The organism is Pseudomonas sp. PDM32, from assembly GCF_019219225.1.
Taxonomy (GTDB): domain Bacteria; phylum Pseudomonadota; class Gammaproteobacteria; order Pseudomonadales; family Pseudomonadaceae; genus Aquipseudomonas; species Aquipseudomonas laurylsulfatiphila.
Map to the genome: position 1 here is coordinate 147,007 of NZ_JAHUWE010000017.1, position 22,799 is coordinate 169,805.

Annotated in this window: 19 protein-coding genes and 1 pseudogene; 8 read left to right on the top strand and 12 right to left on the bottom strand. The window is 58.3% G+C overall.

The window, feature by feature from the left end:
• Nucleotides 1–204: 204 nt before the first annotated feature.
• Together KW846_RS27350 and KW846_RS27355 are read left to right on the top strand one after the other, a co-directional pair.
• On the top strand, nucleotides 205–2,022 hold the full coding sequence (locus tag KW846_RS27350; protein ID WP_218486178.1) for a retron Ec67 family RNA-directed DNA polymerase/endonuclease: 1,818 nt from the start codon (nucleotides 205–207) through the stop codon (nucleotides 2,020–2,022).
• Between the two features lie 1,197 nt (nucleotides 2,023–3,219).
• Nucleotides 3,220–4,206 (top strand): restriction endonuclease, encoded by a 987-nt coding sequence (locus KW846_RS27355; protein WP_218486179.1) that lies wholly within the window; start codon nucleotides 3,220–3,222, stop codon nucleotides 4,204–4,206.
• Between the two features lie 122 nt (nucleotides 4,207–4,328).
• Here the strand turns inward: KW846_RS27355 and KW846_RS27360 are convergent, their stop codons facing one another.
• From KW846_RS27360 to KW846_RS27370, 3 genes are all read right to left on the bottom strand, one after another.
• The gene (locus KW846_RS27360; protein WP_218486180.1) at nucleotides 4,329–5,144 is read right to left on the bottom strand and encodes a hypothetical protein; all 816 of its coding nucleotides are present in this window, start codon (nucleotides 5,142–5,144) and stop codon (nucleotides 4,329–4,331) included.
• A gap of 330 nt (nucleotides 5,145–5,474) precedes the next feature.
• Entirely contained in the window at nucleotides 5,475–6,761 is a 1,287-nt protein-coding gene (locus KW846_RS27365) for a hypothetical protein (RefSeq protein WP_218486181.1), read from the bottom strand.
• Nucleotides 6,762–7,027: 266 nt separating this feature from the next.
• Complete coding sequence (locus KW846_RS27370) at nucleotides 7,028–7,480, bottom strand: hypothetical protein (RefSeq protein ID WP_218486182.1); 453 nt, start codon at nucleotides 7,478–7,480, stop codon at nucleotides 7,028–7,030.
• Between the two features lie 612 nt (nucleotides 7,481–8,092).
• On the opposite strand from KW846_RS27370, the gene KW846_RS27375 reads away from it, so the two are divergent.
• Nucleotides 8,093–8,446 (top strand): DUF6124 family protein, encoded by a 354-nt coding sequence (locus KW846_RS27375; protein ID WP_218486183.1) that lies wholly within the window; start codon nucleotides 8,093–8,095, stop codon nucleotides 8,444–8,446.
• A 110-nt stretch (nucleotides 8,447–8,556) separates the two neighbouring features.
• Here the strand turns inward: KW846_RS27375 and KW846_RS27380 are convergent, their stop codons facing one another.
• Entirely contained in the window at nucleotides 8,557–9,573 is a 1,017-nt protein-coding gene (locus KW846_RS27380; protein WP_218486184.1) for a succinylglutamate desuccinylase/aspartoacylase family protein, read from the bottom strand.
• 171 nt (nucleotides 9,574–9,744) lie between these two features.
• Between KW846_RS27380 and KW846_RS27385 the strand changes: the two are divergent.
• A pseudogene (locus tag KW846_RS27385) lies at nucleotides 9,745–10,230 on the top strand (TetR family transcriptional regulator C-terminal domain-containing protein); the annotation flags it as partial.
• Here KW846_RS27385 and KW846_RS30180 read toward each other — a convergent pair.
• From KW846_RS30180 to KW846_RS27410, 6 genes are all read right to left on the bottom strand, one after another.
• Nucleotides 10,186–11,190: a DMT family transporter gene (locus KW846_RS30180; protein WP_256356883.1), complete on the bottom strand. Its 1,005-nt coding sequence runs from the start codon at nucleotides 11,188–11,190 to the stop codon at nucleotides 10,186–10,188. The pseudogene KW846_RS27385 and the gene KW846_RS30180 sit on opposite strands and share 45 nt — an antisense overlap.
• Nucleotides 11,190–11,888, bottom strand: a complete 699-nt coding sequence (locus KW846_RS27390) for an ABC transporter permease subunit (protein WP_015095644.1) — start codon at nucleotides 11,886–11,888, stop codon at nucleotides 11,190–11,192. The genes KW846_RS30180 and KW846_RS27390 overlap by 1 nt, the downstream gene beginning before the upstream one ends.
• Nucleotides 11,889–11,906: 18 nt before the next feature.
• Nucleotides 11,907–12,620 carry an ABC transporter permease gene (locus KW846_RS27395; RefSeq protein WP_007977785.1) on the bottom strand — a complete coding sequence of 238 codons (714 nt, stop codon included), beginning with the start codon at nucleotides 12,618–12,620 and terminating at the stop codon, nucleotides 11,907–11,909.
• Nucleotides 12,621–12,760: 140 nt separating this feature from the next.
• On the bottom strand, nucleotides 12,761–13,543 hold the full coding sequence (locus KW846_RS27400; protein WP_218486186.1) for a transporter substrate-binding domain-containing protein: 783 nt from the start codon (nucleotides 13,541–13,543) through the stop codon (nucleotides 12,761–12,763).
• Nucleotides 13,544–13,570: 27 nt separating this feature from the next.
• Entirely contained in the window at nucleotides 13,571–15,574 is a 2,004-nt protein-coding gene (locus tag KW846_RS30265) for an aminotransferase class I/II-fold pyridoxal phosphate-dependent enzyme (protein ID WP_218486187.1), read from the bottom strand.
• Between the two features lie 157 nt (nucleotides 15,575–15,731).
• Entirely contained in the window at nucleotides 15,732–17,132 is a 1,401-nt protein-coding gene (locus KW846_RS27410) for an MFS transporter (RefSeq protein WP_218486188.1), read from the bottom strand.
• Between the two features lie 344 nt (nucleotides 17,133–17,476).
• On the opposite strand from KW846_RS27410, the gene KW846_RS27415 reads away from it, so the two are divergent.
• Nucleotides 17,477–18,361, top strand: a complete 885-nt coding sequence (locus KW846_RS27415; protein WP_218486189.1) for a LysR family transcriptional regulator — start codon at nucleotides 17,477–17,479, stop codon at nucleotides 18,359–18,361.
• A gap of 187 nt (nucleotides 18,362–18,548) precedes the next feature.
• Complete coding sequence (locus KW846_RS27420) at nucleotides 18,549–18,968, top strand: organic hydroperoxide resistance protein (RefSeq protein ID WP_007977775.1); 420 nt, start codon at nucleotides 18,549–18,551, stop codon at nucleotides 18,966–18,968.
• 184 nt (nucleotides 18,969–19,152) lie between these two features.
• On the opposite strand, the gene KW846_RS27425 is transcribed toward KW846_RS27420, so the two are convergent.
• On the bottom strand, nucleotides 19,153–19,605 hold the full coding sequence (locus KW846_RS27425) for a cupin domain-containing protein (protein WP_218486190.1): 453 nt from the start codon (nucleotides 19,603–19,605) through the stop codon (nucleotides 19,153–19,155).
• Nucleotides 19,606–19,768: 163 nt separating this feature from the next.
• The gene (locus KW846_RS27430) at nucleotides 19,769–20,263 is read right to left on the bottom strand and encodes a helix-turn-helix domain-containing protein (protein ID WP_218486191.1); all 495 of its coding nucleotides are present in this window, start codon (nucleotides 20,261–20,263) and stop codon (nucleotides 19,769–19,771) included.
• Between the two features lie 99 nt (nucleotides 20,264–20,362).
• On the opposite strand from KW846_RS27430, the gene KW846_RS27435 reads away from it, so the two are divergent.
• Together KW846_RS27435 and KW846_RS27440 are read left to right on the top strand one after the other, a co-directional pair.
• Complete coding sequence (locus KW846_RS27435) at nucleotides 20,363–20,995, top strand: isochorismatase family cysteine hydrolase (RefSeq protein ID WP_218486192.1); 633 nt, start codon at nucleotides 20,363–20,365, stop codon at nucleotides 20,993–20,995.
• Nucleotides 20,995–22,560: an aldehyde dehydrogenase (NADP(+)) gene (locus KW846_RS27440; RefSeq protein WP_218486195.1), complete on the top strand. Its 1,566-nt coding sequence runs from the start codon at nucleotides 20,995–20,997 to the stop codon at nucleotides 22,558–22,560. The genes KW846_RS27435 and KW846_RS27440 overlap by 1 nt, the downstream gene beginning before the upstream one ends.
• Nucleotides 22,561–22,799: the final 239 nt, after the last annotated feature.

A 22,799-nucleotide genomic window follows, 5' to 3' on the forward strand; every position in this document is an offset into this window, starting at 1 on the left:
AAGAAAAAATGACAGCCCCATAGATGAGCGGTAGAATTCAGTCGGGTTTATAGACAGATTTTTTATCGCGAATCGCGATATGTGACATCAACGGTAGTATGCATTGCTACTTAACGTTACTCGAAGTCTCAAACTGAGGCACATTGGCAGGTTGCAAATGAGTGTCTATAAACCCAACTCTTACCACATACATGATCACTGCACATGTCAGAGCTAATCAAATTAAAAAAAACAAACTCTCTTAGTGATCTCGCACTTTATTTAGGGTACAAACCAAAATCGCTATCTTATATACTCTACAAAAAGCCAAAAGAAGAGCTATATCGAAGCTTTGAGGTACCGAAGAAAACAGGTGGTTCTCGGACAATATCAGCCCCATGTAAAGAATTGAAACTTTTGCAGAGCAAGCTGCTAGAGAAACTCCAAGCCTGCATCAATGAAATACAATCATTAAAGAACCTAAGAAAGACACTCACGCAACCGTTCAAAACAGAAAAAAACACATCGCTATCTCACGGCTTCAAACCCGGCTTCTCGATAATAACCAATGCAAGGCAACATAGACACAAGCGCCACGTATTAAATATTGATCTGGAAAACTTCTTTGGCAGCATTCATTTTGGCCGCGTTCGTGGCTTTTTTATAAAAAATCAAGACTTCAATCTACACCCAAAGATTGCAACCATACTGGCTCAAATTGCGTGTCATGATAACGTTCTTCCACAAGGTAGCCCCTGCTCGCCGTTGATTTCGAATTTAGTAGCACATGTTCTCGATATTCGCTTGGCGGAACTAGCTAAAAAGAATGATTGCACATACTCTCGCTACGCAGACGACATAACTTTTTCTACGAATGAAAAAAAATTTCCGAGTAGCTTGGCAGTCTGTGTCTGTGAAGAAGATCATATTTGGATCGCAGGGAAAACATTAGTTGACCTAGTGAAAAAGTGCTGGTTCTCAATTAACCACGCTAAAACTCGGCTTCAATACAAAGACTCTAGGCAAGAAGTCACAGGCCTGATTGTCAATTCTAAAGTAAATGTACGAGCCGAATATCATCGCACTGCGAAAGCGATGGCTCATCGCCTATTTCATAGTGGAAAGTATGAAACTCTCGGCTTCGATAAAGATGGGCTTAGCAAAAAGGTACTCGGTAGCGTAAATCAACTGAGCGGTGTCTTTAGCTTTATATACATGATAAACAAATACAACCGCAATCTTAGAACTATCAATCCGCTAGAAAAATTCCCCAACCCACAACCGAAGCTTAAATCGATAGAAGAAACACACAGAAAGCTTTTGTTCTATAAAGACTTTTACGCAAATGAAGTCCCTACTATCATGTGCGAAGGAAAGACTGACAATGTATATCTAAGGACCGCCATTCGAAGTCTCTCGGAAAAATTTCCAGCGCTTATTGAAAAGGATAAAGATGGCGAAAAACGCCTTAAATTAAAAATATTCAACTACACAGATCAAGTTAAATATTTAATGCATCTTACTGGTGGCACTGGGGATATGGTCAAATTCACGTCCAACTACCCAAAAGAATGCAGCTTCTATAAATCTAAAGGAGGGCTCAAGCCAGTAATTCTTGTCGTAGATAATGATCAAGGAGCCAGTGATCTGTATACCCGAATCCAAAAGTTCGGCAAGATGCCTGTTAAACCAGATGGATCAAAACCTTTCTACTTCTATAGTAACAACCTGTATATCGTACCAACTCCGTTGACTCCAGACGGCAAGCAAACCATGATTGAAAATCTCTTTGATCCTGAGTTGCTAAAGACTGAGCTGGACGGCAAGACGTTCAATCCCGACGAAAAAACTGCAACAGCGTCAAATTACAGCAAAAATCATTTTGCTGAGTACGTAGTTAAAGCCAATCAGAAAACCATCGATTTCTCTGGATTTGAGCCGCTGCTAGCGACAATCTCAAAAATAATCCAAGACCATGAAAGACTTTCTGCACTAGCCACATTGCCACTAGCTACAGCAAGCCATAAAGTTGCCAAAGCTTAAAAAATGATTAAAGCGAATAACAGACAATCACAGATCTGCCCGCGCCAGAAACACGCCGGGGACCCTGGCGAGTTGGTCGAAGGACGGGTGCGAAGACTCGCGAAAATTCGTTAGCGGCACTCCGCCAAAGTTAGTTAACTGGGCTGAAAGCCTTATGGTCCGTGGCCTGTAGCCCGGTTAACTAAGCATTTTAGCTGGTTAACTCGGCTGCCCGTCAAATTGCCTGAGAGCCATGCGGGCCGAGGCTTTCAGGCAGTTAACTCGGTTGGTTAACTGGGCTGAACGCCTTGGGAGCCGTGACCTGTAGCCCGGTAACTAAGCACTGACCTGGTTAACTCAGCTAATTACCAGTCCCTAGCGGTGATAGCTCGCGCTCGCTTCCACATTTTAAACGCGGAGGTGATCCGTCATTCCATCTCGACCAATGACAGCGGAAATATAAGGATTGTCATTCCTCAAAACGCCTCCACCAACACGAGGCTGTTCGCCATTTTTGGTCTGCTGATCAGTTGCTTTCTCAGCCGATCTTTCCGCCGATCTGGCTGTTGCTGTTCCCCAAAAAAGCACTGGGGTACAAGTTCCCCCGCTAAAGCCCCGGAAACATTAGATGTTCCCACTGTTCCCCCGTTCCCCGTTTTTTTGAAATCAGTCACACATTGGATGACGGACTATCGCGACAGGTAGAGTGGCCGCGTTGCGCTTGTAGCGAGGGGCTGCAATCGACCATATATAGACCGTGGCGACAGGCAGAAATCGGCCAGAAGCGGATGCCCAACAAGAGCTTGTTCCGGCCAATTGCAGCCACTTAGGCAGCCATCTACCAAACAAACAGCCAAATGTAGGCGATCCGGTGCATACCTGGCGATTTCAGTGAATCGGATCGGCTGCCTGCCAGATCTGCGCGTGGGCCTGAATCCTGAACTGAGCCGTGTCTGAGTCCGCACGGAAAAGGTTGATAGGGGCGCTACACTACACAGCGTGGCGGCTGCTTAGAAATTGCGATAAGGGCAAGGCTTGGGAGCCCTCCGGGCAAGCAACGCGAGGGGCCGATGAGAAGCTATGCTCAATCCATCACTGAAAAGCTGACGACTCTTTATTGTCAGCGGCAGTTACCTACCCACATCTGGCGATCATTATCTGCTTATTGTGGTATATCGGCCGTGCTTCAGCCTCACTCCGCCTGATCTAGGAATGCAAATGAAATGGAAGAGCAGGAATCTAAGAGAACTCGCCCACATTGTTTGTGGCGACTCTGAGCACTTTAGGTATCGTTCAAGCAGTTACATCACTGAGTTCTTTCAAGATTGTGACTTAGATTACGCCCACGACGGTTCAACCCGCTGGGTATGGGTTGCAAGCAGACTGGAGGAGGTGTTGGCTCTCCCGCATACCAGCCCTTCGGTTCCGCCTGATGCTTTCATCCGAATCATCCGTGCAACTCTCGACAAGGGCGACGCGCAGGAGGGCGATCCGAACAGGAGCAAAGCACTTGCCGCGCTTAATGCTGTGCTGTTGCGCGAAGGTTGGGAAGCGTTCTACGACGAGCACGGCCTCGGCCAGTTGCGCCACAATGCCACGAACACCATTGCGCAGATGGCGAACCCGCATCGTCCGCTAACTCCAGCGGAGATGGAGCGCCGAGAGTTACTCACCACCTACCTCGACAAGTGCTCCGAAGATGAGCTGATCGAGGAGGTGCTGCTGCCGCTGTTCCGTCAGCTTGGGTTTCATCGCATAACGGCAGCGGGTCACAAAGACAAGGCGTTGGAGTACGGCAAGGACGTGTGGATGAAATACACCCTGCCGACTCTCCATGTCCTCTACTTCGGTATCCAAGCAAAAAAGGGCAAGCTAGATTCAGCAGGCGTCGGAAAGCCTGGTTCAGCGAATGTCGCCGAGATTCACAATCAGGTGAACATGATGCTTGGCCACGAGATTTTCGACTCGGAATTGAATCGACGAGTACTGGTTGACCACGCATTCATCGTCGCGGGCGGTGAGATAACAAAGCAGGCAAGAAACTGGCTAGGCAACAAGCTGGATGCCACGAAGCGTTCTCAGATCATGTTTATAGACAGACACGACATCCTTAATCTTTTCATTGTTACGAATCTGCCATTGCCAAAGAACGCTTTGCCTCTCCCGAAAGTTACAGCCCCCTTCGACGATGACATACCGTTCTGAACCGTAGCTTTTTCAGAAACGTAAACAAAAAAAGCGAAGCATTGATTTGACTTCGCTCTTTTAATTGTCTATGTGGCCTATTTACGCTCTTTATCAACACGGGACCGTTCTGAAACGTAGGTTTAACTAGGAACCTGCACAGGCTTGCCTTCGATTATCCTGTAGCTCCTTTGAATGAGTGTCATCGGGTTCGACGTGAAACTCTCTACCGTTGTGATCTGAGTGATGTCCGATAGGTCTCCGATATTTAGCTCTAACGCCCCTCGATCGTTTAATGCCTCAGGTTCAGCGCCAAAGCATAGTCTGTACTCTCGTTGCCAAGCATACTCGATCGGTTTGCGAAACAATCCTATCGGGCCGCTGTAGTCGCTGAAGTCTACGTAATCGACCTGGCCGTAACCACCTTCAAAGAAGGGAGAATTATAAAGATGAGGGTGAGTCGCAATAGCTTGTGAAAGCCTTCTAGAAAACTCTGCGTGGTTCGTAATACGAAGGACATGGGTACCAAACTCTTGGAAACGCTCACTGAATTGCAGCATTCCGTTGTCGAGCCCCCAAATCTGACCGTCATGTCCGGCTGACACAGAACCCAGGCAGTACACCATGACGGTTTCAGGACGAGGCAGATGCAGGGTCATGATTGTCTCTGGGTTCAATACGATTTCGTCGTGACCTTCAACCTGAAGTGCGAGCTCGCTGACAACCCCATCCCTTATGCCAGAGCTGAGCTTAAGGTATACATTCTCAAGCTCGTCCCTTCGAAGTGCAGTGCCGGCTTCACCTTCAAGCTTCGCGAAATAGTCGACGCTGTTCATGTAAAGTAGACCACGCTGCAGCGCCTGTAGTCGATCTAGATTAGCCACCTTGAACAGCATCCAACACTGCTTGTTAGGCATGCGATCAGGTACCGCTTGCATCTGCACTTCACCAGATACCATCTTGCCCCCTTATCTCTACAGATCATTGTTCAACCAACGGGATGGGGACTGACTACGGCTTGACGCTTACGGCGGCCAGCTCTGCAATCCCTGATCGCACGGCACCGATATTATCGTCAAGGTGCGCTAGGGCGCCATTCACTTTACCCACATCAGTAATCACCGTGCACTACCGCACGACGTGAGCCAAAAGTACTGGCAAGTCCACACCACCAATCCAACGAACAAATAAACTTGAGTTATTTGCTTACAACCAATGGCGGCTGCCCAGCCTAGGAGGATCATGCCATCCACGCGGCATGTAAGCGCTGCATAAGCTGGCAGTTGCGATTACTCGGTCGGTGCTGGTGCTGGTGCTGGTTTCGCTTTTGAAGGCGTCATAGCATCAACAGCTTTGCCCGCGAGGTCCTTTATTTGCTCAGCAAAACCTGGTACGGCTTTGAATGCTTGTTTAACAACGTCCGACGAAGCAAGTTCATGCCAAGGACTCCCATGGCTATCAGGTTCTACGAGCCGGAGAGGAAGCTCATCGAACCGAGCAAGCGCAGATGTAAGTAGTTTCGCTTCCATTTCTTTATCAAACCCAGCAGCTTCTCGCCGGAAACCCTCATACGCGCGTGAAATGGATGCCTTGAAGGCATAATCTTCGGCAAGCCTGAATCTTTGTCCTATCTGCTTTGTAGCCAGCCATGAAAACCAAACAGGCGCCCCAACCGATAGCAGCGACAGTAGCAAATTCAGTGTGACTACCGATGTCGATATGTTTGGAATTTGGAAGAGCTCTGAAAGCGTGTGAAGCTGATTGGAGCCGAAATAGCTACCCCCCACAAGGGCAACGGCAAGTCCAGCAACCCAGAACCACATCGACTTGGATAGAGCTATAGAGCGCTCGCTGAATGCGGCTGCCAGCCCAACGCTTGTCGCTGCCGAGTAAGCTGTTTCGCAGCGCTTCAGCACGGCTTCCGCGTCCTCCGCACTTTTTTTCAGCAGACCATCAAGTTCGTCGGCATGCTCTCGAAGCGTTAGGATACGGGATTGATCTTTGGCTGCTGCCTTAGCAAGGTCGTCGATCGTATTTTGCGCCTCAGACAACTGCTCCAAGTCGGCTGGAAGCTGATCAGCCGCGTTGTAAGCCTGCTCGATCCTCTCAACCATTGAATTTAGATCAGTAGTGCGCGGATCTAACGCCTTGACACGCGACTCCATAGCCCGTAGCTGCACAGTCAATCTACGGATTTTTGCTTGCGCCTCCGCGCGTTCGTCTGCCTTCAAGACAGGCTCAAGAGCTTTGCGCAGCCCCTCAAGAGTGAGCATATATGTAGGAATCGCAGTGCCTGCGCTGCCCCAAATATTTGGAACGGTGTTCCCGTGCAAATAGGTTATGCGCCGGGCGTAATCCTTAATCCGGCTTTCTGAGCTCCCCAGCTCGTCAATACCGTTATCATCAATCAACTCAATAATTGATTGTGCTTCTTCGATGAGCTCCGATCTCGTAAGTCCAGGGAACGACCAGTTGCCATGCGCGATCCCGAACGGCTCGTCGCTAGGTACTGTGGCCTTTATCTGCGCAATCACAGCTTCTAGCTGGGTTTGAATAGTTGTCAACGCTTCGTGCATTCCATGTCCCCCTATGTCAATTCGCCATTAGGTCAGCATGTATCAAAAAAAAACAATACCCTACCTGTGAGCCAAATGCGGTTCGCCTCGAATGGCCGCTTTTGGCCGTTCTCTGCCAGTCATCGTTACAAAACCTGCTTGTTAAATCCGATGCAACCGGTGGTCAAGTGCAGTGCAATTCCGCACCTGACGACCCAACCACTACCACCCGCGCAAAAAACCCTTCCTGCGCGTCAACACAGGAAGGGTTTTTTATTAGCGGCTGATCACTCTTTAGCCTGGCTCAGTTTGGTAAACAACTCGGTCGGCACTTTCTTGCCATTGGAGGTGTACTGGTTGGTGCGGAACTTGTACACCTCACCCTCGGACAGGAAGCCGTCGCCGTTGGCGTCCATCGCCTTGAATTCCTCTGTGCCCTTAGGCGCCACGGCCAACAGTTCCTTGAGCGACACGCGGCCGTCATGGTCAGCGTCGGTGCGGGCGAAAGACGCATCGCCGCACTTGCCTTCACCGCACTTGCCTTCGGCCTGGGTCTTTTGGGCGCTGGCACCGCATTTGCCTTCACCACACTTGCCTTCGCTGGTCTTCTCGGCGGAGGCCAGTTGATAGCCCTGAGGCAGGGCTTCGGCGGAAAACGCGGAGGATGCGAAGTTGATACCGCCGACCAGTGCAACAGCGATCAGGCCAATACGGGTTTTGTTCGACTGGATACGAGACATGTTGATACTCCGGATCAATGACGTGGCGGGACCACTATTGGTCGTACCACAAGGGTTGATGAACCTGGTTGCGAGGTGCGTTGTGCTTCTCGCTTTGGCAGGTCTATTTGGCCCCAGTGGTGTATCCGGGCTGTATCCGTGATGAGTGGGTTTTGTAGGGTTGTAGTCGGATTTCGTGCGCTGATACACAGCGATACACGAAAGCCGGTCTTCCGTTGACCGGGGATGTTTTTTGCTCGCGTGGGGATCGCTCGACATTGCCCACGAGCGTTTGTTTAAAAAGGTTGTAGGGTATTTCCGGCGGGCTACAAGACCTTGCGTCGTTGCCTACGGGTACGCCAGAATCCGCCGGCTTGTGCGCCTTGCCCCTGGTCTCTATCGTTTCTGCGCCACTGCCCATCAGTGGTCGGGTTTAGCAGCCCGGGGTTGTAAGCAAGGTGCACATGCTCCTGTCAGTCAGGTATTCCTATGCCTGCATTTGATGGTGGCTGTGCGCAGGGCGCCTTCGGGCGCGCCGGCTTTGCTAGCTTCCCCGGTCTGCTAACCTGCGCACAGCTGCCTCCTTCTCGTTTAGCAGCAAGAGGGTTGGCACCCAATCAGAGAAGCAAGCATATGTTCAAGGTCACCCCCAACCCGCCGGACACCGATCCGACATCCCCCTGCGAACCCGATTCAAACAGGCTCAACGAAGCCGCCGAATCCGCCTTCCACGTCCCCTCCACCGCCGACATCAAAGCCACACCGCGCACGCCTTGTTCCCTGTTTACCGTCGACCCCGAGGCCAATACCGAAACGCTGATGGTGTATCTGGTCGAGACGCTGGCCTCGGTCGATGTGATGGTGCATCAGTTGGTGGATCATCTGGATGGTGGGTCGCGCAATGCCCTGTTGGGGATTTCCAATAGCGTGATGCTGGCGGAGATTACGGCGAATCGGGTGTTGGATCAGATTGATCCGCGTGAATAAACCCGGTCATTTGTAGGAGCTGGCTTGCCAGCGATGGCGGCGGCACGTTCACCATCGCATCGCCGGCAAGCCGGCTCCCACAGGGTTGTGTGTTTGATGTTGGGGGATGGCTAGTTCGGGTCAAGCAACCCGCCGCTCCAGTGACGCGACATCCGGCTGCCGGTGAATTTTGCTACGCCCATGCCCTGGGCGATCAGTCGGTCGCGATAGCGCGTGACCAGGCGCCCCGCTTGTTCGGCATGCAGGACCACTTCGGAAGTCGGGTCGCCCGGGGTTCTGAGGATCCGGGCAAAGCGCTGCCCTTCTTCGACGAAATCCCCCAGCTCTTTTTCGAAGATCAGCACGCCGGGTTGCGGGGCGAGGATGGTTTCCATGTGGCCCATTTCCACGGCTTCGACGGGCCAGTCTGCAGGCGCCACGGACTCGTCGATGACGCCGTAACCGCACAGCCAGTGGTACAGCCCTTCGGCATCAGACTCGGCGAATCGGTCGTTGACGTCGCCCTGCCCGCGCAGCTCCAGGGTCGCGGCCATGCGCCCTGCTGTGACGCCGTCGCGTATCCACGGGGCGATGATGGTTTCTTCGAAGGAACCGTCGCCGCCGTCATCCCAGATGATCGCCACGTCCATCTTCATCGCCGCCGCCAGTTCGCGGCCGCGGGGCCAGAAACGGCGGTGTACGTAGAGGTACGGCAGGGCCTCGTCGTCGGTGTGCAGGTCGAGCACCACGTCGGCCGGGGCGGCCAGTTGCACCAGTTTTTTTTGCCATTGCTGGACGCAGGTCGAAGGTCGCGCCATGGCCGCCGACTGGTCGAACGCGCGATTGAAGTTGTGCCCGGTCGCGTCGTGGTAACGCCCGAGAATCCGGCCTTGGCGAAACTGGCCGATGCCCAGTGGATTGGCCTGTGGCACCACGGTCACCTGGCCCTTGAGCCGGCCCTGGGCTTCGGCGATCTGTAGTCGTTGCATCAGCACGTGCAGGACCAGCATCCCGGCGATTTCATCGGCATGCACCCCGGCCTGCAGGTGCACGTTCGGCCCGCTGCCGTCGCCGGCATAGCGCCAGGCACCGACTCGCACGGCATCGCCGTTGTTGTTGCTGACACTGAACGAAATATCCTGCGGCATTAGCTTTCCCTCCCGTCATGACCGTTGAAAAACGCTGTATCGCGGCGGTCGAGGCTGGTGATTGAACAGGCGTTCAACTAAGCTCGACAGCGTGGAAGCTCATCCAGGGACAGCCTTGTGACAACCGATGCCCCGAAAAACCGTCGCGCCGAACCCGAAGACCGCCGCGAAATGCTGGTGGCGGCCACCCTGCGCTGCCTGGGCCGCGACGGTCACGCCGGGATCTCCGTGCGGCGCATCGCCACCGAAGCCGGGGTGTCCGTGGGTTTGCTCAACCATCACTTCGGCAGCATCGAGGCATTGATCGCCGACACCTACCAGCGGCTCGCGAGCGAGCTGACCACTGCCCTGCTCCAGGAAATCGAACAGGCACAGACACCTGCGCAGAAGGTCGATGCCTTCCTGGAAGGCTCGTTTTCGCCCAGGGTCATGGACCCGAAACTGCTCGGCGTGTGGGTGGTGTTCTGGAGCCTGATCCGTCACTCCGAACACGTCAGCCAGTCCCACGAAAAAAGCTACCGCGCCTACATCGATCTGCTCAGCCAATTGCTCGACGGCCTGGCGGCCAGCGAAGGCTTTGTGATTCACGACACGCGCCTGGCCGCCATCGGCCTATCGGCGATGCTCGACGGTCTCTGGCTCGAGTGGTGCCTGAACCCCGAGACCTTCAGCGCCGCCAACGGATTGCATATCTGCCGTTGCTGGATAAAGGGGCTGCGTCACGGAGCATTCAGCACCGACGACGTCTTGTGAGGCGTGCCGGCCGAAGATCATCGCCAGGGTGCCGCTGACGGCGATCAGCCCGGCGCCGATCATCAGTGAGGTGTCCATCAGCGTGCCCCAGACCAGGCTCGACAGGGCAAAGGCCCAGATCAAGCCGGTGTATTCGAACGGCGCGAGCAAGGTCGCGGTGGCGCGGCGGAAACTGGCGAACAACAGGAACTGGCCGATGCCGCCCACCAGCCCGGCGCCGAGCATGCCCAGCCAGGCCGGTGTCGGCGAGGGTGTGTAGGTCCACGGCAGGGCCACCAACATGCAAATCACAAACACCACGTTGGTGATCAGCATCTGTTCCAGCACGGAGGTCTGGTCATCCACCTGCCGCAGCTGGATGTAGGTGAACGCCCAGCACATCGCCGCCAGCAGGGTCAGGACGATCGGCAACGGCTCGGTCATGTGGTCGGGGCGACAGGCAATGACCACCCCGACGAACCCGACGATCAGGCTGAACCACTGCCAGCCGCTGGCGCGCTCCTTGAGAATCACCGCCGCCAGCACCGTGACCATGATCGGCGCGGAAAAATACAGGGTGGTCATCTCGGCCAGGGTCAGGTCCCGGGCCGCCGTGTAGTACAGCACCCAGGCCACTATCGACAGCAAGCCGCGCACCACCAGCAGGCGCCGGCTCGGTGAATGCCAGGCCCTCTGGATAACCCGCGAACGCCCCGCCAGCAGCACGGCCACGACCACCACGGCGGCGCGCCAGAACAGAATGGTTACCACCGAATAATCGGCCACCAGCCACTTGATGACCGCGTCCTGCAATGACAGGAACGCGTAGCCCAGGGTGCACAGCCCAATGCCCTGCAGCGAGCGATCGACTTTCGACGAACTCATCAGGCCGACCTGCGCACGGGCGTCCCGCGCCGCTCGGCGAAGGCAAACAGCGCTTCGATGAGGAAGGTCAGGCAGACGTAGACACCGGCCACCAGCAACAGGGGTTCGTACACCTGCAGGGTTTGCGCGCGGACCACGTTGGCGGCGCCGAGCAAGTCGATCACGGCGATGGTCGAGGCCAGTGCCGTGGACTTGAGCAGCATCACGGTCTCCCCCGCCAGGGTCGGCAACAGCAGGCGCAGGGCCCGGGGCAGGCGCACCCGCAGCAACGACTGGCGCGCCGTCATGCCAAAGGCCGACGCGGCCTCCATCTCGCCCTTGGGCACCGCCAGCAGGCCACCGCGAATCACTTCGCCGACATAGGCCCCCATCGACACCACCAGGGCAAACACGATGTACCAGTAGCCATCGCGCAGGTAAGGCCAGAGGAAGCTGCCGCGAATCAGCGGGAACTGGGCAAACAGGCTGCCCAGCCCGTAGTAGTAGATGTAGATCTGAATCAGCAACGGCGTGCCGCGCGTGACGCTGGTGTAGAACAGGCTGACCTTGGCGATCACCTTGTTTTTCGAGATCCGCGCCAGCGCCACCAGCACCGCCAGCAGGTAACCGAACACACTGGAGACCAACAGAATGATGAGGGTGGTTTGCAGCCCCCGGCCCAACAGTGCCCCGTATTCAACTATCCACGCTGGAATCATTTCATTCTCTCTGCCGGTTCAGTCAACAAGAGGCATCCAGCGACGAATGCGTCGCTCCAACCGTCCCGAAAGATAGTTCGACGCCAAGGTCACCGCGTAGTACAGCGCGGCAGCCGTGAGGTAGAACAACAGATAGTGGCGCGTCGAACCCGCGCCTTGCTTGGCGGTGTACAGCAGCTCGTTGGTGCCGACCACGCTGATCAGCGCGCTGTCCTTGATCAGGTTGATCCACAGGTTGGCCATCCCGGCCATGGCGTAAGGCGCCATGATCGGCAGCGTGACCCGGCGGAACAGACCGAAACCGTTGAGGCCGAATGCCTTGGCCGCTTCGATCTGGCCGAAGGGAATCGCCTGGATCGCCGCGCGGAAAATCTCCGAGGCGTAGGCGCCCTGCACCAGCCCCAGCACGACGATGGCCGCCAGCGGACCGCTGACGTTCACCACGCCGTAGCCGAGTTTGGTCATCAGCGAATTGAGAAGCATCGAGCCGACGTAGTACAGCAACAGAATCAGCAGCAACTCCGGCACCGCGCGGAACAAGGTGGTGTAGCCGCGCATCAGCGCTGCAATCGGCTTTGGCGCGCCGAGCTTGAGGCACGCCACCACCAGCCCGATGGCCAGCCCGAGCACAAAGGCCCCGGCGGAAATCTGCAGGGTCATCCAGAGCCCCTTCAACAGCGCACTGCCCCATCCCTGTTCGGTGAAATTGATCAGATCGAACATTGCCGGCATATCAACCTCCAGTAAAAACAACACCGGACCTTGTGGGAGCGGGCTTGCTCGCGAATGCGGCCTGACATTCAACATTGATGTCGACTGACACACCGCTTTCGCGAGCAAGCCCGCTCCCACAGGGGATTGCGTTCAGTTCATCAGAACGCCGGCTTCACGCTGGTGCCGAAGTAGCTCTGGGACAGCTCGTCGTAGTCCTTGCTCGCCAGCAATTCCTGGATGGCCTTGTCGAGTTTGGCCTTGAGTTCGGTGTCGTCCTTGCGCAGGCCGGCGCCTACGCCTTTGCCGAAGATCGGGTCATAGGGCACGGTGCCGAGGTAGGCCAGGTCCTTGGCATCCGGGGTCTTGACGAACGAAGCCATGGCAGTGCCGTCGGCCATCATCAGGTCGATGCGCCCGGCGATCAGGTCGGCGTTGGCCGAGTCCTGGGTGTCGTAGTACTTAACGTCGGCGATTTTTTCGTAGTAGGTCTTCAGGTAGTTGGCGCTCACCGTCGAGTTCTGAACGCCGATGATCTTGCCCTTGAGGTCATCCGGGTACTTCTTCACCGACGTCTCTTTCGGGCCGACGACGGCAATCGCCGAATCGTAGTAGGCCTTGCTGAAGGCGATCTGTTTTTCCCGTTCTTCGGTCACCGACATCGAGGAAAAGATCACGTCGATCTTCTTCGCCAGCAGCGACGGAATGATGCCGTCCCACGCCACTTCCTTGATCTCGCAATCGGCTTTCATTTCGCTGCACAGCTTGTGGATCAGGTCGACTTCAAAGCCCTTCCACTCACCGTTGGCCTGCTTTTCGGTGTACGGCGGATAGGGTTCGGCGGCCACCGCGAAACGGATCGGCTGTGCCTGGGCCGCGCTCATGCCGGCCAGCATTACGCAGGCTGCACCGGTCAACCAGTTTGCAAAACGTCGATTTCCCATGTTGTTTTCCCGTCTTTTTATGATGAGTTAGCGAGTCTGATGAGCGTTGACGAATTGCCGGCAACGCTCGCTGCGTGGGTGTACGAACACTTCGTCCGGCGAACCGGTTTCCTCGATCAGCCCTTGATGCAGGAAGGCGACTTTGGAAGAGACATCGCGTGCGAAAGCCATTTCATGAGTCACCAGGATCATGGTCCGGCCTTCTTCGGCGAGGGAGCGGATCACCCGCAGCACTTCCCCGACCAGTTCCGGGTCGAGTGCCGAGGTGGGTTCATCGAACAGCATGACCTTGGGCCGCATGGCCAGGGCCCGGGCGATGGCCACCCGTTGTTGCTGTCCCCCGGAGAGAAACGCCGGGTACTCGTTGCGCTTGGCCGCAAGCCCGACGCGTTCGAGCAGGGCTTCGGCCCGTTCGGTGGCCTCCGCACGGCTTTCACGCAGGACCTGGGTCGGCGCTTCGATGAGGTTTTCCAGCACCGTGCGATGGGGCCAGAGGTTGAAGTTCTGGAACACCATGCCCAGGCTCGACCTGATGCGCACCAGCTGTTTGGCGTCCGACACCAGCGGTGCGCCGGGGCGATTCTGGTTAAGGTGAATGCTTTCGCCATCGACCAGGATGCGGCCCTGGTCCGGCACTTCGAGCATGTTGATGCAGCGCAGCAAGGTACTTTTGCCCGAGCCGCTGGCACCGATCAGAGAGATCACCTCGCCTTCGCGGGCAGTCAGGGAAACGCCCTTGAGCACTTCGATATTGCCGAAGCGTTTGTGCAGGCGATCGACCTCGATCATGGTCCTGGCCGCGGTCGGTTCAACGGTTGCGGTACTGGTCACCGTGCCGATCACCGGCCTTGGCGCTTCACCGTTGAGCACCTGGACAAAGCCGCGAATGCGCTGACAGGCCTGGGCCAGTCGCTCTTCGCTGAGGGTGAACGAAAGCCGTACAAAACCCTGGGCCGGCTCACCGAATGCCGCCGCATCCAGCACCGAGACACCGGCTTCGCGCAGCAGGCGCCAGGCGAATTCCAGCGAGGTCAGGCCGGTGCCGCGCACGTCCACCAGCACGAACATGCCGGCATCCGGGTTGAGCACGCTGATGCCCGGGCAATCGGCCAGGCCGGACACCACCAGATCGCGGCGCCGGCGATAGATCTCGCGCATGCCGTGGGTGACTTCGTCGTGGGACTGCACGGCCTTGAGCGCCGCTTCCATGACGAAACCGGGCAAGCCGTACAGCATGCTCAGCACCAGGGTTTCGACATGGTTGACCAGGGCTTCGTTGGCCACGACCCAGCCGATACGCCAACCGGTCATGGCATGGGATTTCGACAGGCTGCCGATCACCACGCAGCGCTCGGCCATGCCCGGCAACGCCGCCAGGCTCAGGTGTTCGCGCTCGTAGGCGAGGCTCTCGTAGACCTCGTCCACCACCACCCACAGGTCATGGGCGATGGCGAGGTCGGCGATGGCTTGCAGCTCTTCGCGACCCAGCACCACGCCGGTGGGGTTGTTCGGGTTGGAGAAGAAAATCGCCCGGGTGCGCGGGGTGATGGCCTTGGCCAACACGGCGGCATCGAGGCGGAAACCCGAATCCGCCGCACAGGGCACCCGCACCAGCGTGGCGCCGGAGGCCTTGAGCGTGGCTTCGTAGGTGACGTACATCGGGTCGAAGGCAATCACTTCGTCGCCGGCACCGAGCAGACACATCGAGGTGGCGAACAAGGCGTTCTGCGCACCGGCGGTGAGAATGATGTTCGAGGCCTGCAGTTCGCGGTCGATCAACCGGCTGTAGCGACCGGCGATGGCTTCGCGCAAGGCCTGGCGGCCGGCGATTTCGGTGTAGTGGGTATCCCCTTCGCGCAAGGCGTGGATGGCGGCATCGGTAATGAAATCCGGGGTGGGAAAATCCGGGTCGCCGACGCTGAGGATGATCACGTCCTCGCCTTTGCGCTGTGCCGCGTTGGCCGCGTAGTGAATATCCCAGGCGGCAACGCCTTGGCCACTGATCCGCTCTACAAAGGGTGAAAACCGCATGCCAGTGCCTCGTTCGAATTGAAGAAACGCAAGCCCGCAACCAGCCGGGGGAAGGTGGCCCTCAACATAGTCCAGACTGAACACTCGTTCAACAGAAAACTCACAAGGCTTCGCGTTCAGCGCAAACAGGTCGTTTTCACGACAGTCGCGCCGTTTTTCAGCACGACGCGATCAGGCGACGTGAAAGGATTTTGCTGACCGCACCAATCGCCAGGGCGATGCAGATCAGCCCCGCCGCGACCGCAAACGTCAAGCGCATCCCCTGCGCGATGGCCTCAGGTGGCGCCTGCAAAACATCGTGGCTGGCGGTGCCGAAGGCGAACACGGCGCCCATCACGCCAGCGCCGGTGATCAAGCCCAGATTGCGCGACAGCCCGAGCAGACCGGAGACCACGCCGCGCTCTTGCGGCGTGCTGTCCGCCAGCACGGCGGTATTGTTGGCCGCCTGGAACAGCGCATAACCGGCGGTCATGACCGCCAGGGGCACGATGTAGCCGAGCGCGCCGAAGCCCGTCGGCACGGCGGGCAGGAGGCAAGCGCCGGTCAGCATGGCCAGCAATCCGAGCGTGCCGGATCGATGTGCGCCCAAGCTGTCGACCCATCGACCCGCCGGGACCCCGACCAGTGCGGCGACCAGTGGCCCCGTCGACATCACCAGGCCAACGCTCGCTGCGTTCAGCGCCAGTGCGCCGGTGAGATAAAACGGCCCCACCACCAGGGAGGCCATGACCACGGTCGTCACCAGCAGGCTCATGGCGAAACCTGCGCTCAGCTGCACATTGCGAAACATCGTCAGTCGAACCAGTGGCGACCCGGCGCTGCGCTCGACGAACACAAACACGCCCGACCCCACCACGGCCACCAGCAGCAGTGCCAGGTTCAGCGGAGCAAAACGGTCGCGCCCGAGGGTCATCGCCAGCGCATAGGCCAGCAGTGTCAACACCAGTACCAGGGTGCCGAGGACATCGAAACCCGCTCGGTCCGCCCTTTTCTCAAGGTCATCTTTCGGTAGAAAACGCTGCGCGAGCCCCATCGCCAAAACGCCCAAGGGCACATTGAGCAGAAAAATCGACTGCCACCCCGAATGGGCAATCAGAAATCCGCCGAGGGTCGGGCCGAGCGAGGTACCAATCGCCGACATCGTGCCGAGCAGGCCCATCGCACTGCCCAGTTTTGCCTTGGGCACCGCCTCGCTCACCAGCGCCAGGGTCAACGCCATCATGATGGCCGCGCCGATGCCCTGCAGGGCCCGGGCGGCAATCAGCAATCCGAGACTGGAAGAGACGGCGCACAGGACTGAAGCGGCGGTAAACACACCCATCCCGATCAACAACAAACGCCGACGGCCAACAATGTCGCCGAGCCGCCCGACACTGACGATCAGCGCCGTGATCGCCAGCAGGTAAGCGAGCACCACCCATTGCACTTGCTGGAAAGAGGCCGAGAACGCGGCGGCCAGTGTCGGTAAACCGACATTGGCAATGCTGGTGCCCAGGGATGACAGCAGCATGGACAGCGACAGGCTGGCCAGCGCGCCCCGAATCGATATGGACTTCATTTTCTCGCGACTCCGCAAATTGGTTGTCTGGAGCCTAAGCCCAGCCATAACATGGCGGAAGACGCAGCATTTGCACTGAATACATGCACCAAACGCCATATAGCCACAACCCAGTGTGGGAGCGGGCCTGTAGTGAGGGGGGGGGCTTGTGGTGAGGGACCTGTGGCGAGGGGGCTTGCCCCCGTTGGGTTGCGAAGCAGCCCCAAAATCTCTGATGCACCAAAGATCTTTGTGAGTGCTACGCACTCAAACGGGGGCAAGCCCCCTCGCCACAGGTCACTCACTACAGGCCCCTCACCACAAGCCCCTCTCACCACAGGCCAACTCCCACAGGAATTGATTCAATGCCAGACCTCAATCTGCTGATCACCCTGAACGTATTACTGGAGGAAGGCAGCGTGGCCCGCGCCGCACAGCGTTTGCGCCTGAGCCCGTCGGCCATGAGCCGGGCGCTGGCGCGGTTGCGCGAAACCACGGGCGATCCGTTGCTGGTGCGGGCCGGACGCGGGCTCGTCCCCACACCCCGAGCGCTGGAGTTGCGTGAACGCGTCGGGCTGCTCGTACAGGACGCCGAATCCGTCCTGCGCCCCGCCGAGGCACTCGATCTCGCTCAACTGGCACGCACCTTCACCCTGCGCACCAGCGATGGCTTCGTGGAGAATTTCGGCGCGCCACTGATCGCCCGTATCAGTCGGGAGGCGCCCGGTGTCCGCCTGAATTTCGTGCAGAAGCTGAACAAGGACAGCACCCTGCTGCGCGACGGTTCGGTGGACCTGGAAACCGGCGTGATCGACGAATCCACCAGCCCGGAAGTGCGGACCCGGATGCTGTTTCGCGACCGCTTCATTGGCGTGGTGCGCGAGGGTCATCCACTGGCCCAAGGTGAAGTCACACCGGTGCGTTATGCCGAGGCCCGGCACATCCTGGTTTCACGCCGAGGCCACGAAAAAGGCGTGATGGACGACGCCTTGAATGAGTTGGGACTGAAGCGGGAGATCATCACCCTCGTCGCCGGTTTTTCATCCGCGATTGCATTGGCGCGGGCTTCAGACCTGGTCGCCAGCGTGCCGCAGCGGCACGTCGGCAACCTGTGCCAGGGCATGCATTGCTTTGCGTTGCCCTTCCCCACGCCGCCGATCACGGTGTCGATGCTGTGGCACCCGCGCATGGACGCCGACCCGGCCCATCGTTGGCTGCGCGGTTGTGTGTGGGAGGTTTGCAGTCAGTAAACTCCGGCGCCGCGCGCATTCCAGCGGTTTGTATCGAACTGTATGTCCCCCCGGCCACCTTACACAGCGATACACATCCCCCAGGTTCAGGACATATGGGCAGTACATGGAAGTGAAACAGTGGGGCGGCATCGGGAAGCGCAGGTTTTCCGAGCATTCCCGCGACCCACTGACAGGAAAAACCACCATGATCAATGCAATCGATACCGTGCTGTACACCGGCAAGACCCACACCACCGGCGGCCGCGACGGTCAGGCGCGCAGCACCGATGGACGCCTGGACATCAAGCTTTCGCCTCCCGGCGGTTCGGGCGCCGGCACCAATCCTGAGCAACTGCTGGCGGCGGGTTGGTCGGCCTGTTTCATCGGGGCGATGGGCAAGGCGTGTGTCGCGCTGAAAGTGGCCTTGCCGAGCGACGTTGCGGTGGATGCCGAAATCGACCTGGGCAAGTCCGAAAACGCTTTCTTCCTTCAGGCCCGTCTGAATGTCAGCCTGCCGGGCCTGGACCCGGCCATCGCACGCAGTGTGGTGGAACTGGCGCATCAGACTTGCCCGTATTCCAAAGCGACTCGCGGCAATATCGACGTCGAGATCAATCTGGTTTGACCGACGCAAGAAAGCCTGGCCTGGCATCTTGATACCGGTCAGGCCAGGCTTTCTGAACACCGCAATCGTTGTTGTTGTTGTGGGAGCGAGCTTGCTCGCGATGGTCGTTAACGATAACGCGTGTTTCCTGGTTAAACACAGCGCTCTCGAGACCATCGCGAGCAAGCTCGCTCCCACAGTTCTCCTACTCCTTCAGGATCAGCAGCGGCTGGCCTTTCTTGACGATGTAGGTTGCCAGTTCCGAGGCCTTGTCCTGGCCTACGTTCTTCGCCACATGGGCGACGCCTTCGGGGATGTACAACGAATCACCGGCCTTGAGCGTCACCGGTGCCCGCCCTTCCAGCTGATACTCGAAGGTGCCGCTGATCACGTGCGCCACTTCTACGCCAGGGTGAGCGTGTTTGGGTGATGTCACGCCCGGGTCGAAGTCCACGAGCACCTGAGTGACTTCGCGATCGGCGGCGCCCAGGTCTTCGCGTACCAGGTCGGTGCGATGCAGGCCCTGCTGCCAGCTTTTCATCGCCGGAGCCGCCTGTGTTTCCTGGGCTTGAGAGAAGCTCGCGAAAGTCGCAAGCCCTGCGGCGGCCAGGGCAATGCCCAGCTTGCCGATGATGTGACGGGTGTTGATACGCAACATTGCCTTTCCTCCAGTTGAACCCTGGCCAGCCGCGCCGAAAATGACCCGGTGCCGGTGATTGCATTTGAAGGCCGCCGTGTATCGCCAGGGTGTCTGGAAACCCCGGTTTTGTATGCCCGGGTAACGGCGGGCGTTGCGGATACCTGTCGATACAAACCCGCCGCTAGGCCTTGAACGCTTCGCGCCGGGCGCTGCGTTCGGCGACATAGGCGGCACTCGGTTCACTGATCAGGTCTGCGCGGCGCAAGGGCTGCCCGCAATGGGCGCACAGCGGTCCGAGTCCGGCGGGCTCGCCGCAACTGCGGTGGGTATAGACCACCGCCAAACCTTCCTCGGGCGATTTGCACCAGGTTTCGCCCCAGGCCCGCAGCGCCAGCACCACCGAGTAGAACGCATCGCCCTTTTCCGTGAGGTGGTATTCGTAGCGTTTGGGCCGTTCGCTGTAGGCACGTCGCTCCAGGAGCCCGTCGGCCTCCATGCTCTTCAAGCGCGCCGCGACCATTTGCGGCGTACCGCCGGTCTGCGCCTGGATTTCATCGAAGCGATGACTGCCCATGAACAACTCACGCAGCACCAACACCGTCCAGCGGTCGCCCACGACGGCTTCGGCCCGGGAAATCGGGCACAGGGTTTCAGAAACGGTTGCTTTCACCGACATGCGGTATTGCCTCTTGCCTAGTTGCTATGATTATCATATCTACGTGAATTGCTGGCAACTACACTTCATCTTCCACGGATTATCTTGCGGAGCACCGCCATGTCCAACGCCACCTACCCTCTTGATCGGACGGCCTACCTGCTGGTCGACCCCTACAACGATTTTCTGTCGGAAGGCGGAAAGATCTACCCCTTGATCGAGCCCATTGCCACGCGAGTCGGCCTGCTCGACAACCTGCGTACGCTTGACCGCACCGTTCGCGGGCTCGACATTCCAGTGGTCATCGTACCGCACCACCGCTGGGAAAAAGGCGACTACGAAAACTGGGATCACCCAAGCCCCACCCAGTGCAAGATCATGCACATGCACCACTTCGCACGCGGGGAATGGGGCGGTGAATGGCACCCCGACTTCGCGCCGCAGGAAGGCGACATCATCGTTCAGGAACATTGGGGTTCCAGCGGCTTTGCCAATACCGACCTGGATTTTCGCCTCAAGCAAAAGGGTATCACCCACGTGATCATCGTCGGCCTGCTGGCCAACACCTGCATCGAGGCAACCGCCCGTTACGCTCAGGAACTCGGCTATCACGTCACCCTGGTACGCGACGCGACCGCGGCCTTCAAGCCGGAGATGATGCATTCGGCCCATGAGCTGAACGGCCCGACCTTCGCTCACGCCATCCTGACCACCGATGAACTGGTTGCCGCACTGGCACAGGCAGGTGCGTGATGCAGTTGTCCGGCAACCTGCTGATCGGCGCCCGAGATATCGGCGCCAGCGAAGGCACCCTGAAGGCGCTCAATCCCGCGACCAACCAGCCGATTGAACCGGCGTTCGCATTGGGCAGCGTGGCTGATGTCGACCGGGCGGCGACCCTGGCCGATGAAGCATTCGATGTGTACAGCCATACCTCGCTCGCCGTGCGGGCGGCGTTTCTCGAACGCATCGCCGACAACCTCGACCGCGTTCGCGCGGCGCTGGCGGCGCGGGCCGCCCTGGAAACCGGTGTGCCCGAGGCGCAACTGGAAGGCGAGGCCATCAAGGCGGCCACCCAGTTCCGCCAGTTTGCCGATGTGGTGCGCAAGGGGCGTTTCCTGCAACTGGCCATCGACCCGGCGCAACCCGAGCGCCAGCCACGCCCGCGCATGGATCATCGCCTGCAAAAAATCGCCATCGGCCCGGTGGCGATTTTCGGTGCGAGCAACTTCCCCATCGCCTATTCGGTGGCCGGTGGCGATACCGCGTCGGCGCTGGCGGCGGGATCGACCGTCATTCTCAAGGCGCACAACGCGCATCCGGGCGCCTCGGAAATCCAGGCCCGGGCGATCCGCCAGGCGGTGCAAGACTGCGGATTGCCCGAAGGCGTGTTCTCCATGGTGCGTGGCGGCGGCAATGCCATCGGCGAAGCGCTGGTCGATCATCCGCTGATCAAGGCCGTGACCTTCACCGGTTCCGAACAGGGTGGCATGGCGCTGTATCGGCGTGCGCAATTGCGCCCCGAGCCGATTCCGGTCTTCGCCGAAATGACCAGCGTCAACCCGACCTTCATCCTGCCCCGGGCACTGGCCGAACGCGGCGCGGCGATTGGCGATGGCTTTGTCGAGCGCATGCTGGTCAACGTCGGGCAAGCCTGCCTCAAGCCGGCGATCCTGCTGGCCGTCGAGGGTGCAGGGTTTGCAGCACTGCGCCACGCCATGAGCCAACGCGTGAGCGCAGCACCGGCGCGCACGATGCTGACACCGGGCATCCATGGGGCCTATCTGAACGGGCTGCGCACCCTGGAAAACGCCGGCGCCCGCCTCGTCGCCGTGGGCTCGACCGCCACCGCTGAAGTCGATGGCCGTTCGGCATTGTTCGAAGTCGATGGCGAACATTTTCTCGCCGAACCGGCGCTTTCCCAAGAGGTATTCGGCCCGTCCGCGCTGCTGGTGAAGGTCCGGGATGAAGCAGAGCTGTTACGGGTAGCGCGCGCCTTCAAGGGGCAACTCAGCGCGACCCTGCACCTTGAACAGGACGACCTGCCACTGGCCCGTCGCCTGCTGCCAACCCTGGAGCGACGCACCGGACGCATCGTGGTCAACGCCTTCGCCCATCCGCAGGAAGTGTGTTTTGCCACCGTGCATGGCGGACCGTTTCCGGCCACCTCGGACAGCCGCTTCACCTCGGTGGGCATGACCGCCATCGAACGCTTCCTGCGCCCGGTGGCTTACCAGGGGTTTCCGGATGAGCTGCTGCCGGAGGTTTTGCGTGAGGGCAATCCCTTGGGGTTGCCACGTCTTGTGGACGGTCATTGAACAAAAATGCATTTCCGGCCACCGCTGACTGCTGGATCGAGACGGCTCCTACATTGGTGTTGTTGGGCCAAACACGGTTCTTTTGCCCACTGAAAATCTATGTGGGAGCGAGCTCGCTGGCGAAGGCGTCGGCACAGCCAACATCATCGGTGGCTGAACTGCCGCTTTCGCGGGCAAGCCCGCTCCCACAGTAGATCCGGTAGTCCACAAATACTGCGTACACCCACTAACCCTGTGGG

Excerpts from the sequence above, each read along its gene's own strand:
- KW846_RS27350 (WP_218486178.1), top strand. The coding sequence starts at position 205 with ATGTCAGAGCTAATCAAATTAAAAAAAACAAACTCTCTTAGTGATCTC.
- KW846_RS27355 (WP_218486179.1), top strand. The coding sequence starts at position 3,220 with ATGAAATGGAAGAGCAGGAATCTAAGAGAACTCGCCCACATTGTTTGT.
- KW846_RS27360 (WP_218486180.1), bottom strand. The coding sequence starts at position 5,144 with ATGGTATCTGGTGAAGTGCAGATGCAAGCGGTACCTGATCGCATGCCT.
- KW846_RS27365 (WP_218486181.1), bottom strand. The coding sequence starts at position 6,761 with ATGCACGAAGCGTTGACAACTATTCAAACCCAGCTAGAAGCTGTGATT.
- KW846_RS27370 (WP_218486182.1), bottom strand. The coding sequence starts at position 7,480 with ATGTCTCGTATCCAGTCGAACAAAACCCGTATTGGCCTGATCGCTGTT.
- KW846_RS27375 (WP_218486183.1), top strand. The coding sequence starts at position 8,093 with ATGTTCAAGGTCACCCCCAACCCGCCGGACACCGATCCGACATCCCCC.
- KW846_RS27380 (WP_218486184.1), bottom strand. The coding sequence starts at position 9,573 with ATGCCGCAGGATATTTCGTTCAGTGTCAGCAACAACAACGGCGATGCC.
- KW846_RS30180 (WP_256356883.1), bottom strand. The coding sequence starts at position 11,190 with ATGAGTTCGTCGAAAGTCGATCGCTCGCTGCAGGGCATTGGGCTGTGC.
- KW846_RS27390 (WP_015095644.1), bottom strand. The coding sequence starts at position 11,888 with ATGATTCCAGCGTGGATAGTTGAATACGGGGCACTGTTGGGCCGGGGG.
- KW846_RS27395 (WP_007977785.1), bottom strand. The coding sequence starts at position 12,620 with ATGCCGGCAATGTTCGATCTGATCAATTTCACCGAACAGGGATGGGGC.
- KW846_RS27400 (WP_218486186.1), bottom strand. The coding sequence starts at position 13,543 with ATGGGAAATCGACGTTTTGCAAACTGGTTGACCGGTGCAGCCTGCGTA.
- KW846_RS30265 (WP_218486187.1), bottom strand. The coding sequence starts at position 15,574 with ATGCGGTTTTCACCCTTTGTAGAGCGGATCAGTGGCCAAGGCGTTGCC.
- KW846_RS27410 (WP_218486188.1), bottom strand. The coding sequence starts at position 17,132 with ATGAAGTCCATATCGATTCGGGGCGCGCTGGCCAGCCTGTCGCTGTCC.
- KW846_RS27415 (WP_218486189.1), top strand. The coding sequence starts at position 17,477 with ATGCCAGACCTCAATCTGCTGATCACCCTGAACGTATTACTGGAGGAA.
- KW846_RS27420 (WP_007977775.1), top strand. The coding sequence starts at position 18,549 with ATGATCAATGCAATCGATACCGTGCTGTACACCGGCAAGACCCACACC.
- KW846_RS27425 (WP_218486190.1), bottom strand. The coding sequence starts at position 19,605 with ATGTTGCGTATCAACACCCGTCACATCATCGGCAAGCTGGGCATTGCC.
- KW846_RS27430 (WP_218486191.1), bottom strand. The coding sequence starts at position 20,263 with ATGTCGGTGAAAGCAACCGTTTCTGAAACCCTGTGCCCGATTTCCCGG.
- KW846_RS27435 (WP_218486192.1), top strand. The coding sequence starts at position 20,363 with ATGTCCAACGCCACCTACCCTCTTGATCGGACGGCCTACCTGCTGGTC.
- KW846_RS27440 (WP_218486195.1), top strand. The coding sequence starts at position 20,995 with ATGCAGTTGTCCGGCAACCTGCTGATCGGCGCCCGAGATATCGGCGCC.